Source organism: Paraburkholderia sp. (assembly GCF_026225065.1).
Taxonomy (GTDB): Bacteria; Pseudomonadota; Gammaproteobacteria; order Burkholderiales; family Burkholderiaceae; genus Paraburkholderia.
In genome coordinates, this window is record NZ_JAMFSB010000230.1 from 1 (window position 1) to 15,282 (window position 15,282).

The following is a 15,282-nucleotide window of genomic DNA, read 5'->3' on the forward strand; positions in this document are numbered from 1 at the left end:
ATCTCGAAGGCAGCAATGAGGCTCGTGCGCATCCGTCCGAACGAAACGGCCAACGATGCGATTTCATCGCGCCCGCCGGCCGGTAACGCAACGTCCCCTAGCTTGCCAAGACTCACTTCGTCAGCCGCGCGCGACAGCATCTGCAGCCGGCGTGTTACGAGAAAGTGCACCATCAGATTCAGCACAATGAGCACAACCGCGAACACCGCCGTCAGCGAAGCCATCAGGCTGCGCCATACCGCGTGACCGCGCGCGATCGATTCCGACATCGGCACCGAGACGAACTCCGCGCCGATGACCTCGTTCATGGTCCAGCCGAAGCCGTTCGCCGGGCCATATTTTTCGAGCATCGTGCGCGGTGCAGCGGACGGCGTGCTGTGACATTGCATGCAGCTCGAATCGGTGATGCTGCTCGGGTGCGCGAGGAACAGCAACTGCTCGCCCCCAGGCGTGCGGCGTTGCCCCGTCATTTCCTTCAGTTCGGGATGGTCGTGAAGATGGTTGATCACCTCGGCTTCCCAGTCGGTGGGCCGGTCGCGCGGATTGGTCGGATTGACCATGGTCGACCGGTACGAAAAATTCGGAAACGCGCTCTGCAGCGTATTCAACATCTCGATTGCAGAGTAAGCCGGCACCGATTCGGGCACGAACGAATACTGGATCTGCGTTGCGAGCAACGGCGTGATGTGCTGGGCGGTATAGTTTTGCACCGCGCCGGCGGCGCTCAACAGCACGTCGGCATCGTGACGTGTTTCGTCCAGCGCCTGCTGTTGCAGAACCCGATCGGCGACGATACCGATGGCAGCGAGTCCGATCGCGAAGATCGCGATGAACACGAGATTGAACTTGATGGCGAGCGAGATCTTCATGGGTGCACGGAGTCGGGAGAATAGGGTTGGCGCTGCTGGAACACTGTGCTATGCGCGACGACACGCGGCGGCGGATAAACGAGCGGACGCCAGTCGGGCAGCACACGAATGTTCTGCTTGATGGCCTGTTCGAACGCTGCATCGGAAAGACGTGCGCGGAATCGCGCAGTAAAACGCGTGGACGGCGCAGTACGTGCCGCCAGGCTGCTTTCGAGCCAGTCCGACACGTCATCGTAAGCAACAGGACGTGTGCCCTTGGGCAAGTCGTTGGGCACGGCGGTTAGCGCAGGCAAGGGCCGCAGCGCGTCGCGAAAGGCGACCGGCATCGACGCGATAAATGCGGAATCGGGCTGCGCCGCCAGGGTGACCGGTGCCTGTGCTGTGGAGTGAGTGGCGAAGCCGTGCGTGTCGACGCGTACCGGCACCGTCTTGCTGTACGAATTCGCGATTGCGCTGACGCTTGCCATGCCGCTCTCGCAGAAAACGGCATCCGTGCCTTGATAGCCCGCGGCTTTTACCGCAATCACAAGTGCCGTATTACCTGCAGGCGAAAATCTGGTGTGCTCCGTTTCGACAACCAGCGCGGCGCAGTCCTTTGCGTCGCACGCATTGCGGACCTTCATCCATCCCTGTAGCAATGCGATATGCGCGTCGCGCAACAGCATCACGCGTGTATCGCGACCCAGCGCGACGACATTGCCCGCATCGTCCTGAATCTGTATGCCACCGCTTGCCGGTGTCTCGAGGATGTCATCCACCCCGAAGTGTTGCCCTATGTCTGGCTGATACAGCCCCGCGTCGTGGATGGCGACCGGGTGTGCGTCGGCCCGCACGAGTTGCCACGCCGCTTGCGCTCGCGGCGCAAGCGCGACGAGGATGAGCAGGGCCAACAGAGTCTGTTTGCCACGGAATGCGCAACCGAGTTTTGTTGAGAATTTCATTTCTTCAAACGCCATGACATGGACCAGATACCGGGAACGCGTTCCCAGATAACGCTTGAAAGCACGGTTTATTCCGAGGTCATCTCCTACGAAGAGGGGCGCAAATTTGAGAGTGTCGGGAATATCCCCCCACCCCTGGGCGTTGTGTAGCGAGCAAACGCAAACGTGGCGACGACGAACAACACAGACGGAATAGATCGCAATGTTGAGCGTTTTGTAGATGCGGACAGCGTTCACCGTCCAGACAGAGCGCATCGTCGAATCCATCACATGGTCAACACTGAAAGGAAGCAGCCAATGTCAACGAGACAGAACAGTCAGAAATTTATTGGGCGCAACCGGGCGCCGCGCGTGCAGATCGAGTACGACGTCGAACTGTATGGGGCGCAGAAGAAGGTGCAGCTGCCGTTCGTGATGGGCGTGATGTCGGATTTGTCCGGCGCCAACGCCAGCGAACTCCCTGCGATCGATGCACGCAAGGCGTTGGAGTTCGATGTCAGCAACTTCGATAGCCGCATGCAGTCGATGAAGCCGCGGGTGAGCCTGAATGTGCCCAACACGTTGACCGGCGAGGGCCGCCTCGCAGTCGACATGACGTTCGAAAGCATGGACGACTTCTCGCCGGCCGAGGTGGCGCGCAAGGTCGAGCCGCTCAGAAAGTTGCTCGAGGCGCGCACGCAGCTAGCCAATCTGGGCACCTATCTCGACGGCAAATCGGGCGCGGAAAAGCTGATTGCCCAGGCGATCAAGGATCCGGCGCTGCTGCAGGCGCTGGGCGCGGTACCGAAGGACGCTGACGTCGAATCCGGCAACGAGTGAGGAAAGTCATGGAACGCCAGAACCAGATCGAGCAAGGTGTACAGAGTGCCCTCACCGAGGTCAGCGAATTCTCAGCCTTGCTCAGCAAGGAATTCAAGCCCAAGAATGAGCGTGCGAGGGAAGAGGTCGAAGCCGCGGTGCGCACGCTGGCCGAGCATGTGCTTCAGGATTCGAACGTCGTATCCGACGATTTGACGCAGACCATCAATGCATATGTCGCCGAAATCGATCGCAAGCTCAGCGAGCAGTTGAATCAGATTCTGCACGACGCCGAGTTTCAGCAACTGGAAGGCGCGTGGCGCGGGCTGCATCATCTCGTGACCAACACCGAAACGGATCCGCTGCTGAAGATCCGGGTGATGAACGTGTCGAAGAAAGAGCTTGCCAGAAATCTCAAACGCTTCAAGGGCGTCGCATGGGACCAGAGTCCTGTGTTCAAGCGCATTTACGAAGAGGAATACGGCCAGCTAGGTGGCGAACCCTATGGCTGTCTGATCGGCGACTACTATTTCGACCACGGTCCCCAGGACGTGGAGCTGCTGCGCGGCATCGCGCAGGTGGCGGCGGCAGCGCATGCCCCGTTTATATCCGCGGCCGGTTCTTCCTTGCTGGGTATGGAGAACTGGAACGAACTCGCCAACCCGCGCGACTTGTCGATGATTTTCACCACGCCCGACTACGCCGCCTGGCGTTCCCTGCGGGAAACGGACGACGCGCGCTATCTCGCACTGACGATGCCCCGCACCCTGGCCCGCCTGCCGTATGGGGCGAAGACCGATCCGGTCGAGGATTTCGATTTCGAAGAAGACACCGAAGGCGCGGATTCGTCGAAGTACACGTGGCAGAACGCTGCGTATGCCATGGCCGTAAACATCAACCGCTCGTTCAAATACTACGGATGGTGCACGCGCATCCGCGGCGTCGAGTCGGGTGGTGCGGTCGAGAACCTGCCGGTTCATACCTTTCCCAGTGACGACGGCGGCGTGGACATGAAGTGTCCCACTGAGATCGCGATTACCGATCGACGTTCGGCGGAACTCGACAAGATGGGTCTGATGCCGCTCGTGCACCGCAAGAACTCGGACATCGCGGCGTTCATCGGTGCGCAATCGGTCGCGAAGCCGGAAGAGTACGACGATCCCTCAGCCACGGCCAACTCCAATCTTTCGGCTCGTTTGCCGTACATGTTCGCCTGCTGCCGTTTCGCGCACTACCTGAAGTGCATTGTGCGCGACAAGATCGGCTCGTTCAGCACGCGGGAACAAATGGAAAGCTGGCTTTCCAACTGGGTCATGAATTACGTGGATGGAGACCCCAAGAACTCCAGTGAAGAGACGAAAGCGCGCAAGCCGCTCGCTGCCGCGGAAGTCGTCGTGGAAGAGGTGGAGGGCAACCCGGGCTACTACACCTCGAAGTTCTTCCTCAAGCCGCACTACCAACTCGAAGGCCTCACGGTTTCGTTGCGCCTCGTTTCGCGCTTGCCGTCTGCGCAGGCGGCCTGAGCTCACGGGTAAGCCATTTTCAGTAGCTACCCGGAGGGCGACGCTCCGGATCCAATGGCCTGTCAGCCTGGCAGGCAAACTTTTAAAGCACACAAGTAGAGGAATATATGGCATTCGACATGCACCTGAAATTCGGCTCTGGCGCGGTGACGATCCAGGGCGCCTCCGCCCATTCGAAGCACAAGAACCAGGTGCCCATCATCGCGTGGTCGTGGGGCTGCAGCAATACTGGCAACCTGCATACCGGCGCGGGCTATGCGTCGGGCGGCAAGGCGAACATCCAGGACATTACTGTTACCAAGTACGTCGACGCCTGCTCGAACGCGCTGTTGCAAGCGTGCTGCACGGGTGCGCGAATCGATACCGCCTATCTCTACGTCACGAATGCAACCGGTCAGCAGACCGACTACGTGACCATCGAGCTCAGCGAAGGGATATTGGTCACGTCGGTATCGACCGGCGGCAGCGGCGGCGACGAGCGGCTGACCGAAAACATCACCTTGCACTTCGGCAAGTTCAAGTATTCGTTCCAGCCCCAGGACGACACGGGTAAGGCGAGCGGCGGCACCAAGGATTTCACCTACGACATCCAGCAGGTCACCAAGGAATAAGCCAGCCGGCGTCATACCGGGGGTCCGTCCGGATCCCCTAACGTTACGGAGCGCACCGCATGGCGGAGCTAACACCCCAGGAGCGCCTGCAGCCTTCGCTGCTGGACCGGTTGACCGACCTGGCTCCCGCGCAGCGCGAAGAGAGCCGCGAGGAGCGTGTCATCACCGCGCTGCGTCTTCGCGAGTGCGTGACGCGCGATATCGCGTGGCTGCTCAACTGCACGCGTCAACGGAGCGACGAGGAATCTGCGGGCTTCATGCATGCGGGCAACTCGGTGCTGAACTTCGGGATTCCTGATCTAACGGGAACCGCCTTGTCTGGCATCGACATCGCGCTTCTGCAGGAGCGTATCCGCTCAGCGCTGCGCGATTTCGAGCCGCGTCTGATCGCCGGAACGGTTCAGGTCAGCGTCGAGGCCGATCATGCACGCATGGACAGCCGCTCGCTGCGTTTCCGGATTGAAGCGGACATGTGGGCGCAGCCGATGCCGCTAGGTCTATATCTGCGCACCGACGTCGATCTCGAGACCGGCGAGTTTCACGTCTCGCAACTTTTCGGCTGAATGTAATGGATCCACGACTCCTGCGCTATTACAACCTCGAGCTTCAGCACGTCCGGGAAATGGGCGCGGAGTTCGCGAGCGAGCACCCCAAGATCGCGGGGCGACTCGGGCTGGAAGGGTTCGAATGCGCGGACCCGTATGTCGAACGCCTGCTCGAAGGGTTTGCGTTTATGGCAGCGCGCGTACAGTTGAAGATCGACGCGCAGTTCCCGGTGTTTACGCAGCATCTTCTGGAGATGCTCTACCCGCACTACCTGACACCGGTCCCGTCGATGGCGGTAGTGCAGTTTCATCCGGATGAGGCTGAAGACTTGCCGGCGGCCGGCCACCCGATAGCGCGGCACACCGTGATGCGCAGCCTGACTGGCTTCGGCGAGCGGACGGCCTGCGAGTACCGTACCGCGCACGAGGTCACGCTGTGGCCACTCGCGATCGCCGAGGCGAGATACTTCGACACGCCCGCGGCGCTGGCCGCCGCAGGGCTGGTGCCGCCGCCCGGCACGCAGGCGCGCGCGGGTTTGCGGTTGAAGTTCAGGACGCTCTCGGGCGTGCCGGCGAAGGCGCTCGCGCTTGATCGTCTGCCGGTCTTTCTTGCCGGCGCCGACGATTTGCCACGGCTGGTCTATGAGCAACTTCTGGCCAATGGCGCTGGATACACGGTGCGCGCGGCCGCGCAGGATGGGACGACCGTCGAGGTGCATCGCGAGGCGTCGGCGCTGCGAGCAGCGGGCTTCGACGAGGATGAGGCGTTGCTGCCATACGGAGGCCGTTCGTTCAGCGGCTATCGTCTGCTACAGGAATATTTTGCCTGTCCGGAGCGCTTCCTGTTCGCCGAGTTCACCGGCCTGCGCGCGCTGCTGACGCGCGCGGCCGGCAACGAGTTCGAGATCGTGGTGTGGCTCGACCGCAGTGTCGCACGTCTGCATAACGCGATTCACGCCAGCAATTTCCGGCTCTTCTGCACGCCAGCGGTCAATCTGTTCGAGCGTCGCGCAGACCGTATCCATCTGCAACAGGGCGTGACCGAATACCACGTGCTGGGTGACCGGACCCGCCCGATGGATTTCGAAGTGCATAGCGTGCTGGAGGTGCAGGGTTACGGCGATCGTCAGGAGCCCGAGCAAAGTTTCCGGCCGTTCTACGACAGCACCGCGCGGACGTGGCACAGCCCGCAGTCAGCGTTCTATACGCTGCGTCGCGAGCCGCGCGTGCTATCGAGCCGCCAGAAGCAGCGCGGCGCGCGCTCCAGCTATGTCGGCAGCGAGACGTTCATTGCGCTGGTGGATGCGAACGACGCGCCCTATGCGACCTCGCTGCGTCAGTTGGGCTTGCGCCTGCTGTGCACGAATCGCGATCTGCCGCTGCATATGCCGGTGGGCAAGTCGTATACGGACTTTACGCTGGACACAGACGCGCCGGTGGCGTCGATCCGCTGCGTGGCCGGCCCCACCCGGCCGCGTGCGCCCACCGCGACAGGCGAATCGGCCTGGCGTCTGATCAGTCATCTGCAGTTGAACTACCTGTCGCTGCTCGATGAGGAGGGCGAAGCGGGTGCAGCCGCCTTGCGCGAAATGCTCGGCCTGTATCACGACCAGTTCGATGCCGCTACGCGCCGTCAGATCGAAGGCATCAAGCACGTTGCGGCCGTGCCGGTCACGCGCCGCATTCCCGTGCCGGGTCCGGTCACTTACGGCCGCGGCCTGGAAGTCACGCTGACCTGCGACGACACCGCTTTCGAGGGCAGCGGGGCATTCCTGCTGGCCTCGGTTCTGCAGCACTTCTTTGCGCGCTACGTCTCGCTGAATTCGTTTGTCGAGACGGTGTTGCGCACACTCGAACGAAATGAGGTTGCCCGATGGCACGCGAATCCCGGCAAACGGCCGATCCTCTAGTACTGGAGGCGGCGCTGCGCGCGCGGCCGGAAGAATTCGAGTTCTTCGAGGCTATGCGCCTTCTCGAATGCGCGTACCCGGCGTTGCCGCGGCTCGGACACTCTACGCGGCCGGCCGAAGATCCAGTGCGTCTGGGGCATGCGGCTTCGCTAGAATTTCCGTCGCGCAGCATCGAGCGTTTCGAACCGCGCACCGCGGAGCGGCCTGGACGGCTTTATGGGCTGTTTCTCGGCCTGTTCGGTCCGCATGGACCGCTGCCGTTGCATCTGACCGAACATGCCGTGGACCGCGAGCGCAATGGGAAAGACCGCACGCTCGTCGCGTTTGCCGATGTGTTTCACCACCGGATGCTGAGTCTCTTCTATCGCGCGTGGGCCGATGCGCAGCCGACCGTACAGATGGATCGTCCGGAAGAGGACCGCTTTCGCACCTATATCGGTGCGCTGATCGGTATCGCTACGCCGCATCTGGAGAAACGCGACGCATTGCCCGATGAGTACAAGCGCTTCTTCGCTGGGCGGTTGGTCGCTCAGTCGCGCAACGCTGAGGGACTCATGAGCTTTCTCGAGCATTACTTCGGCGTGCCCGTGCGTGTGATCGAGTTTGTCGCGGGCTGGATGAAGCTGCCGCGCGGTGCCTGTCTGCACATGGGGCGCGGCATGGCCTCGCTGGGCAGAGACGCGCTGCTTGGCGCACATGTGCGAGGCGCGCAAGAGCGTTTCCGGCTACGTATCGGACCGCTGGACCGAAACGAATTCAACCGCTTTTTGCCCGGCAGCGATGCCCTGCGGCAACTGGTGGCAGCGGTGCGTCTGTATGTGGGCGACGAGAAGGGATGGGACCTGCAACTCGTCCTGAAGAAAGAGGACGTACCCCTGAGTCACCTGGGCCGGGCGGGTCGCATGGGCTTCAACACCTGGATGGGCCGCTACCCGAAGCCCGCGGATGCGGACGACGTCGTGCTAAGGCCCGTGAAATAAAACCGCGGCGCACTGGCGCGGGCATTGTTCAACCCAATGGCGGCCGCAGGTCGGCTGCCTTTCGCTATACAGGATCGAAAACCATGGCTGAAATCAGTCGCGGCGCGCTGTTCGGCAAGCTCAACCCGCTTGCCTACCGCTCTATCGAAAGTGCCACCGTGTTTTGCAAGCTGCGCGGCAATCCGTATGTCGAACTGGCGCACTGGATTCACCAGATCCTGCAGTTGCAGGATTCGGATCTGCACCGCATTGTGAGCCACTTCGGGCTGAATCCGTCGCATCTTGCCCGCGACGTGACCAGCGCGCTCGAGAGGCTGCCGCGTGGCAGCACCAGCATCTCCGATCTGTCCGCCGAGGTTGAAGAGGCCGTCGAGCGCGGCTGGGTCTTTGCCACGCTGATGTTTGGCGAAAGCCAGGTGCGCAGTGGCTATCTGATTGTTGGGCTGCTGCGCACGCGCCATCTGCGCCATGCGCTTTTTAACGTGTCCAGCGAGTTCGAAAAGGTGCGCGCCGAGACGTTTGCGGATGAATTTGCAGGCATTGTCGCGCGATCGCCGGAAGACGGCCAGCATGCTGCTGACGGCTTTCGTGCCGATCACGTCGCGCCCGGTGAAAGCAGCGGTGCGCTGGCGCCCGCGCAACTGGGCAAGCAACAGGCGCTTGCCCAGTTCACCGTCGATCTGACCGCGCAGGCTCGCGACGGCAAGATCGATCCGGTAGTGGGCCGCGATGGCGAGATTCGTCAACTGGTCGACGTGCTGATGCGCCGGCGTCAAAACAATCCGATGCTGGTCGGCGAGGCCGGCGTCGGCAAGACGGCGGTGGTCGAGGGATTCGCGTTGCGCATCGCGCGTGGGGACGTGCCGCCGCCGTTGCAAGCTGTGCAGGTGCGCGTGCTCGACATCGGTCTGCTGCAGGCCGGTGCAAGCATGAAGGGCGAATTCGAAAACCGGCTGCGTCAGGTGATCGACGAGGTGCAGGCCTCGCCCAAGCCGATCATTCTCTTCATCGACGAGGCTCATACGCTGGTGGGTGCGGGCGGTGCGGCAGGCACCGGCGACGCGGCGAATCTGCTCAAGCCCGCGCTGGCGCGCGGCAATCTGCGTACGATTGGCGCGACCACCTGGGCTGAATATCGTAAGCATATCGAAAAGGATCCGGCGCTGACACGCCGCTTTCAGCCCGTGCAGGTCGACGAGCCCAGCGAAGAGAAGGCGATCCTGATGCTGCGCGGTGTCGCGAACGTGATGGAACAGCACCATCGCGTGCAGATTCTCGACGAGGCGCTCGAAGCGGCCGTCAAGCTGTCGCATCGCTACATCCCGGCGCGTCAGTTGCCGGACAAGGCCGTGAGCCTGCTCGATACGGCTTGCGCGCGCGTCGCAATCAGCCAGCATGCGGTGCCCGCGGAACTCGACGATGCAATGAAGCGGATCGAGGCACTGGAAACGCAGCAGGCCATTATCGTGCGCGAGAAGACGGTCGGAATCGACATTGGGGAGCGCGAGTCGCAAGCCGCCGCGATGCTGGAGAGCGAGCGTGAGCGTTTGCAGCATCTCGAAGCGGCGTGGGCGGAAGAGAAGGCCCTGGTTGAGCAGATTCTCGCCTTGCGCGCGCGGTTGAGAGGCGAAGACCCGGAGATGGACGATGACGCGAAGGCCGTTGCGCTCGCCGAACTTAGGCAATTCCAGGCGCAACTCGTCGAATTGCAGGGCGAAAACCCACTGATCCTGCCAAACGTAGACTACCAGGCAGTCGCCGCTGTGACCGCGGACTGGACCGGTATTCCGGTGGGCCGAATGCTGCGCAGCGAACTGCAGACCGTAATGAATCTCGCGTCTGTGATGTGCGAGCGTGTGATCGGTCAGGACCATGCGATGGAGATGATCGCGAGGCGCATCCAGACGTCTCGTGCCGGTCTCGACAATCCTGAGCGGCCGATCGGTGTGTTCATGCTGGCCGGCACGTCGGGGGTGGGCAAGACGGAGACCGCGCTCGCGCTGGCTGAAGCGCTGTACGGCGGCGAGCACAACCTGATCACGATCAACATGAGCGAGTTTCAGGAAGCGCATACGGTCTCGACTTTGAAGGGCGCGCCGCCGGGATACGTCGGTTATGGCGAAGGCGGCGTGTTGACCGAAGCCGTGCGTCGCAAGCCCTATTCGGTGGTGCTGCTCGATGAAATCGAAAAAGCGCATCCCGATGTGCACGAGATTTTTTTCCAGGTCTTCGACAAGGGCGTGATGGAGGATGGCGAAGGGCGTTCGATCAGTTTCAGGAACACGCTGATCCTGCTCACCACGAATGTGGGCACGGACCTGATTGCCGCGCTATGCAGGGATCCGCAGCGAATGCCGGACGTCGAAGGCCTCGCGAAGGCGCTGCGCGAGCCGTTGCTTGACGTGTTCCCGCCTGCATTGCTGGGTCGGCTTGTGCCGATTCCTTATTTCCCGCTCAACCAGGACATGCTCGCGACGATCGTGAGACTGCAACTCGAGCGCATCAAGCGGCGCGTAGAGGAACGTTATCGCGTGCCGTTCGAGTATGACGATACGGTTGTACGACTGGTGGTGAGCCGTTGCACCGAGAGCGAATCAGGCGGCCGGATGATCGACGCGATTCTGACCAATACCTTGCTGCCGGCTATCAGCCGCGAGTTCCTGACGCGGACGATCGACGGCGGGGCTGTCGAGCGCGTCGATGTGAGCGTCGAGAATGGTGAATTTGCCTATCGCTTCGATGCAACTGTTCAATGGGCCGGAGGCATGTCCGCCGAAGCAGGATGATCAAGGCAATCAAGCCGAGGAACGAAACGCGCCATGGGATGCGGTGGAATAAACAGCGAGCCCAGTCGTTCTACATAGCAACGAGACGACTCATGCAACTCATCCTATGGCACACGCAATTACGCTCACCTCCACGCTTGGCTCGAATCTTCTGTTCGCGAACATGACCGCGAACGAGTCGCTCGGTAATCTGTTCTCGTACCAGCTGGAAGCGATCAGCAAGAATGTCGAAGTCGATCTGCGTTCGCTGCTGGGCACGCCGATGACAGTGAAGCTCGTCACTCCGCAAGGCTATACGCGCTATTTCAACGGTATTGTCTGCGAAGGCGAGCAGGGCGGCTTCGTCAACATCGAAAACGTGCGCTATGCGGTCTACACGTTCACGCTCGTGCCGAAGCCCTGGCTCGCTACGCGCCGGCGCGACTGCCGCATCTACCGCAGCATGAGCGTGCCGCAGATCATCCAGTCGGTACTCGGCGATATCGGCTATAGCGATCTTAAACAGAGTCTGAGCGGCAACTATCCGGCGCGCGACTACTGCGTGCAGTACCGCGAAAGCGATTTCGACTTCATCAGCCGGCTGATGGAGCAGGAAGGAATTTATTACTTCTTCACGCATACGCAGAGCATCCATACGATGGTGCTCGCCGACGCGCTCGGCGCGCACTCGACCGTGCCCGGCTTCGAGCAGATTCCCTATGCGCCGCCGATCGAGCGCGGCAAGCGGATGAAGGCGTCGATCAGCGACTGGGAAACCGCGCACGCGGTGAACACGACGAAGGTACAGATTGACGACTATGACTACCTGAAGCCGAAGGCTTCGCTGCTCGCCACCGAAGAGTTGACCGACACGGAAGACGTGCACAACGTGAGCGGCCTCGATATCTACGACTACGCATACGACTACGTCGGCTACGACGAGCGTCTCTCCGATGGACAGCGCTATGCCCAGGTGCGAGCCGACGCGCTAAACGTGCCGCTCGCAATGAGTGTGGGCAGCACCGATGCGTGTGGTCTTGCGACCGGTGCGCTTTTCAGGCTCAAGGACTTTCCGCTCGCGCAAGCCAACCAGGAATACCTCGTGATCGACGCCACCACGCGCCTCGTCGAACCGGACTATGCGTCGGGTGGCGGAGGTGACGACGGTGAAGAGCCGTTCCAGTGCGACTTCAAGGCGATCCGCAGCCGCCAGCCGTTTCGCACGATGCCGTCCACGCCGCGCCCGGTGATCGCGGGCCTGCAGACGGCGGTGGTCTATGGCGATACGCCCGAGGACATCTCCGTGGACAAATACGGTCGCGTGCAGGTGACGTTCTTCTGGAACCGTCCGGGCAAGCCCAATGCGCAAAACTCGTGTCCCGTTCGGGTGGCGCAGATGTGGGCCGGTAAGCGCTGGGGGGCGCAGTTCATTCCGCGCGTGGGGCAGGAAGTCGTGGTCAGTTTCCTCGATGGCAATCCGGACCGGCCGCTCATCATCGGCAGTGTCTATAACGCCGACAACATGCCGCCGTATAGCTTGCCCGACAACAAGACGCAGAGCGGCGTGAAGAGCCGCAGCCACCAGGGCGGCGGTAGTGAGGACTACAACGAGATCCGCTTCGAGGACCGGATGGGCAGCGAGCAGGTGCTGATCCATGCACAGAAGGATCTGCGCGAGGAATCGGAACACAACCATGACCTGCAGGTGGGCAACGACTACACGCTCACTGCGGCCAGCCAGATCAGGCTCGTCACCGGGCTTGCGAGCATCACGATGAACAGTTCTGGCGAGATCGTCATCTCGGGCACGAATCTCACGCTGAACGGCGATATGAACGTCACGATGACCTCGGACCTCGCCATGGAGATCAACTCCAAGGCGAACCTGAACATGAGTTCGGTCGCGGCGATGGAAATCATGTCGGAAGCCGATTGTCTCGTTCAGTCCACCAACCTGCAACTGATCGGGACCGCGACCGCGGTGCTCGGCGGTGCAGCTCCGATGATCCTGTAGCCATGATTGCAATCCTCGATGCGGCCCGGCAAATGCGGCTTTCCGAAGAGGCGATCGGCTGCGTGCGACCGGTCGCGTCTGCGCGTGCCGCCGTGCAGGTACTCCTCGATGGCGGCTACCAGGCCGATGCACTGAGGCTGCTGGCCCGTCTGCTGCCACGCCGATACGCTGTGGCGTGGGCCTGCCAGTGCGGGCGACGCCAGCCACTGAACGAGCACGACCTGGCCGGTCTCGCGCTCGCGGAGGCGTGGCTGCGCGAGCCTGCCGAGTCACAACAGGGCGCCGCGCTCGCCTTCGCAAAAGCGCATCGCTACCAGACGATCGGTGCGTGGACTGCTGCCGCCGCGGGCTGGTCGGGCGGCAATCTGAATCCGGACCATGAGCGGCCGACTCCTCCGCCTGCGCATCTGAGCGCGATTGCGGCGAGCGCGGCGGTCGCCTATATGGCCGCGCTGGAACCGGCGCGGTTCGATGCGCGCCGCGCCGAATTTGTGCGCGATGCCCTGAATCTGCTGAGCATTCCTGATGGAATCGATGGAGGGTTGCAATGAGTGTCGCGCCTGGCTTGATCCTCGCGCTGGAAGGCGAACGCACGCAGCGTTTCGACGGTCGCCGTGAACAGCTGTTCGACTGCCGAGATGGCAGCATTGGCCGCTCCGAAGAATGCGACTGGGTGCTTGGCTCGGAAGGCGTATCGCGCCTTCATGCGGTCGTGCGTTACCTGAATGGCATCTACTTCATCGAGGACCGGAGCACCAACGGCATGCTGCTGAACGGCGCGCCTTTGCGCAGAGGGGAGCCGGCTGCACTGAAGGAGGGCGACCGGTTGCAGATCGATACCTTCGAGGTGGGCGTGCGCTTGAGCCGCGAGGATGAAACGCGTCCTGGTGGAATGGGCGAGGTTGCTTTGGCGACGCCCGTAGCGTCGCCCGTTCAGACAGACACGCCTGCGCCTGGACCCACATCCGCGGCGCTCGCGCGTCCTGCGTTCGCCGCGGACGAAAACAGGGATCCGCTGGACATGAGCCTGCTGCTTCGTCCGTCGCACGGTGGTGCGTTGGACCATGGAGGCGAAGCCGAAGGCCTGATTCCGGGGGCCGATGGACCTGCTCCCGGTGCGAGCCTCGATCCGCTGGCGCTGTTCGACGCGCCGTCGTCGTATCAGGATGAACCGCCGCCGTTTGCGTCGACGCCTCAGGACTGGAACCACACGCCCTCGGTTGCTGACCGTTTTCGTCCGCCGCAGCCGCAAGCTGCGCGCGTCGATGGACCGATGCTGCCGGAAGACTGGGACGCAACCGGCTATCGGGCCGCCGCGCATGCTGCGGCGGCGAGCGTGTGGCAAGGGGATGTGTCGATGGCAGGCCCTGCTGCGGTAGGGCGTGCGTCCCAGCAGCATGAGTCATCCGTTGCCGATGTGCAGGCGCAGCCGACGCCGGTTCCTACGCATATGTTTGCGCTGGCGACGCCGACACCCGCACCCGCACCCGCGTCGGGCGAGATGGCGTTCGCGTCGCAGGATAAAGCTCCGGCTACCGAAGCCGGTGCGGTTACATCGCAAACGGCGACGGCATCATCAGTCTCCGCACCGTCGTTGCAGACAACCCCGGCTGCGCCGATGCAAGGCGTGAGTACGACGGACAGAGACGCGCCACCGCACGCGCCCGTCATCGCTGAGACCCCAAGCGAACCGGCTCCGACATCGCCGACCACGCCCACGCCGCCAACCACACCCGAACTCGACGCCATGTTCGAGATCGCCGTGGACGCAATGATGGACGTATTACGTGCCCGCGCAGAACTGAAAAACAGCTTTCGGCTACCCGCAACACTGATCCAGCGCTCGGAAAACAATCCGTTGAAGTTCGCACCGACCGCGAAGGAGGCGGTCAAGCGCCTGCTCGCGCCGCCCGATGGCGGATTTCTCTCGGGCAGCGCCGCTCTCGTCGATGCCGCCGACGACATCCGCAACCATCAGATGGCGATGCTAGCCGGTGTACGTTCCGCTTTTGATTCGATGCTGGCGCACTTCGACCCGGCACGCATCGAGCAGTTTAACGAAGGCGGCACACGACGGCTGCCGTTTGGTGGCCGCCCCCGACATTGGGAACGTTACAAGGAAGAGTTCGAGGCAATCACAAGGAATCCTGACGAATGCTTTCGAAGGCTGTTTGGCGATGAATTCGCCCGTGCCTATGAAGAGCAGCTCGGGCGCCTGAAAAACCGGCGCAACTGAAAGCCGCTCGCACGCCTGACGCAATACGAGCCATTCCGAGCCATCACCAGCCGTCGTGAGCGACCGATTGCGTGCGACGCATAAAGAACC

General features: G+C 62.2%; 12 protein-coding genes. 10 read left to right on the forward strand and 2 right to left on the reverse strand.

Annotation, left to right across the window (positions count from 1 at the left end; genetic code table 11):
- Together M0954_RS16935 and M0954_RS16940 are read right to left on the reverse strand one after the other, a co-directional pair.
- On the reverse strand, window positions 1–869 hold an 869-nt coding region (locus tag M0954_RS16935; RefSeq protein WP_297354392.1), incomplete at its 3' end, for a DUF3365 domain-containing protein.
- The gene (locus M0954_RS16940) at window positions 866–1,810 is read right to left on the reverse strand and encodes a hypothetical protein (protein WP_297354394.1); all 945 of its coding nucleotides are present in this window, start codon (window positions 1,808–1,810) and stop codon (window positions 866–868) included. The genes M0954_RS16935 and M0954_RS16940, both read right to left, overlap by 4 nt.
- Window positions 1,811–2,107: 297 nt before the next feature.
- On the opposite strand from M0954_RS16940, the gene tssB reads away from it, so the two are divergent.
- From tssB to tagH, 10 genes are all read left to right on the forward strand, one after another.
- The gene (tssB, locus tag M0954_RS16945; protein WP_133893309.1) at window positions 2,108–2,629 is read left to right on the forward strand and encodes a type VI secretion system contractile sheath small subunit; all 522 of its coding nucleotides are present in this window, start codon (window positions 2,108–2,110) and stop codon (window positions 2,627–2,629) included.
- 8 nt (window positions 2,630–2,637) lie between these two features.
- Window positions 2,638–4,131 (forward strand): type VI secretion system contractile sheath large subunit, encoded by a 1,494-nt coding sequence (tssC, locus tag M0954_RS16950; RefSeq protein WP_297354396.1) that lies wholly within the window; start codon window positions 2,638–2,640, stop codon window positions 4,129–4,131.
- Window positions 4,132–4,238: 107 nt separating this feature from the next.
- Window positions 4,239–4,742, forward strand: coding sequence for a type VI secretion system tube protein Hcp (locus M0954_RS16955; RefSeq protein ID WP_122158755.1), 504 nt, complete (start codon window positions 4,239–4,241; stop codon window positions 4,740–4,742).
- 59 nt (window positions 4,743–4,801) lie between these two features.
- Entirely contained in the window at window positions 4,802–5,305 is a 504-nt protein-coding gene (gene tssE, locus M0954_RS16960; protein ID WP_297354398.1) for a type VI secretion system baseplate subunit TssE, read from the forward strand.
- A 5-nt stretch (window positions 5,306–5,310) separates the two neighbouring features.
- The gene (gene tssF / locus M0954_RS16965; protein ID WP_297354400.1) at window positions 5,311–7,197 is read left to right on the forward strand and encodes a type VI secretion system baseplate subunit TssF; all 1,887 of its coding nucleotides are present in this window, start codon (window positions 5,311–5,313) and stop codon (window positions 7,195–7,197) included.
- Window positions 7,161–8,177 (forward strand): type VI secretion system baseplate subunit TssG, encoded by a 1,017-nt coding sequence (tssG, locus tag M0954_RS16970; RefSeq protein WP_123387501.1) that lies wholly within the window; start codon window positions 7,161–7,163, stop codon window positions 8,175–8,177. The genes tssF and tssG overlap by 37 nt, the downstream gene beginning before the upstream one ends.
- Before the next feature lie 83 nt (window positions 8,178–8,260).
- Window positions 8,261–10,963, forward strand: coding sequence for a type VI secretion system ATPase TssH (gene tssH / locus M0954_RS16975; protein WP_297354402.1), 2,703 nt, complete (start codon window positions 8,261–8,263; stop codon window positions 10,961–10,963).
- A gap of 106 nt (window positions 10,964–11,069) precedes the next feature.
- Window positions 11,070–12,956: a type VI secretion system tip protein TssI/VgrG gene (tssI, locus tag M0954_RS16980; protein ID WP_297354404.1), complete on the forward strand. Its 1,887-nt coding sequence runs from the start codon at window positions 11,070–11,072 to the stop codon at window positions 12,954–12,956.
- A gap of 2 nt (window positions 12,957–12,958) precedes the next feature.
- On the forward strand, window positions 12,959–13,507 hold the full coding sequence (locus M0954_RS16985; protein WP_297354406.1) for a hypothetical protein: 549 nt from the start codon (window positions 12,959–12,961) through the stop codon (window positions 13,505–13,507).
- On the forward strand, window positions 13,504–15,192 hold the full coding sequence (gene tagH, locus M0954_RS16990) for a type VI secretion system-associated FHA domain protein TagH (protein ID WP_297354408.1): 1,689 nt from the start codon (window positions 13,504–13,506) through the stop codon (window positions 15,190–15,192). The genes M0954_RS16985 and tagH overlap by 4 nt, the downstream gene beginning before the upstream one ends.
- The last annotated feature ends 90 nt before the right edge of the window (window positions 15,193–15,282 follow it).

Bases quoted from the DNA above. Each gene is read 5' to 3' on its own strand.
- tssC (WP_297354396.1), top strand. From the start codon at position 2,638: ATGGAACGCCAGAACCAGATCGAGCAAGGTGTACAGAGTGCCCTCACC.
- tssI (WP_297354404.1), top strand. From the start codon at position 11,070: ATGGCACACGCAATTACGCTCACCTCCACGCTTGGCTCGAATCTTCTG.
- M0954_RS16940 (WP_297354394.1), bottom strand. From the start codon at position 1,810: ATGAAATTCTCAACAAAACTCGGTTGCGCATTCCGTGGCAAACAGACT.
- M0954_RS16955 (WP_122158755.1), top strand. From the start codon at position 4,239: ATGGCATTCGACATGCACCTGAAATTCGGCTCTGGCGCGGTGACGATC.
- tssB (WP_133893309.1), top strand. From the start codon at position 2,108: ATGTCAACGAGACAGAACAGTCAGAAATTTATTGGGCGCAACCGGGCG.
- tssG (WP_123387501.1), top strand. From the start codon at position 7,161: ATGGCACGCGAATCCCGGCAAACGGCCGATCCTCTAGTACTGGAGGCG.
- M0954_RS16985 (WP_297354406.1), top strand. From the start codon at position 12,959: ATGATTGCAATCCTCGATGCGGCCCGGCAAATGCGGCTTTCCGAAGAG.
- tssH (WP_297354402.1), top strand. From the start codon at position 8,261: ATGGCTGAAATCAGTCGCGGCGCGCTGTTCGGCAAGCTCAACCCGCTT.
- tssF (WP_297354400.1), top strand. From the start codon at position 5,311: ATGGATCCACGACTCCTGCGCTATTACAACCTCGAGCTTCAGCACGTC.
- tssE (WP_297354398.1), top strand. From the start codon at position 4,802: ATGGCGGAGCTAACACCCCAGGAGCGCCTGCAGCCTTCGCTGCTGGAC.
- tagH (WP_297354408.1), top strand. From the start codon at position 13,504: ATGAGTGTCGCGCCTGGCTTGATCCTCGCGCTGGAAGGCGAACGCACG.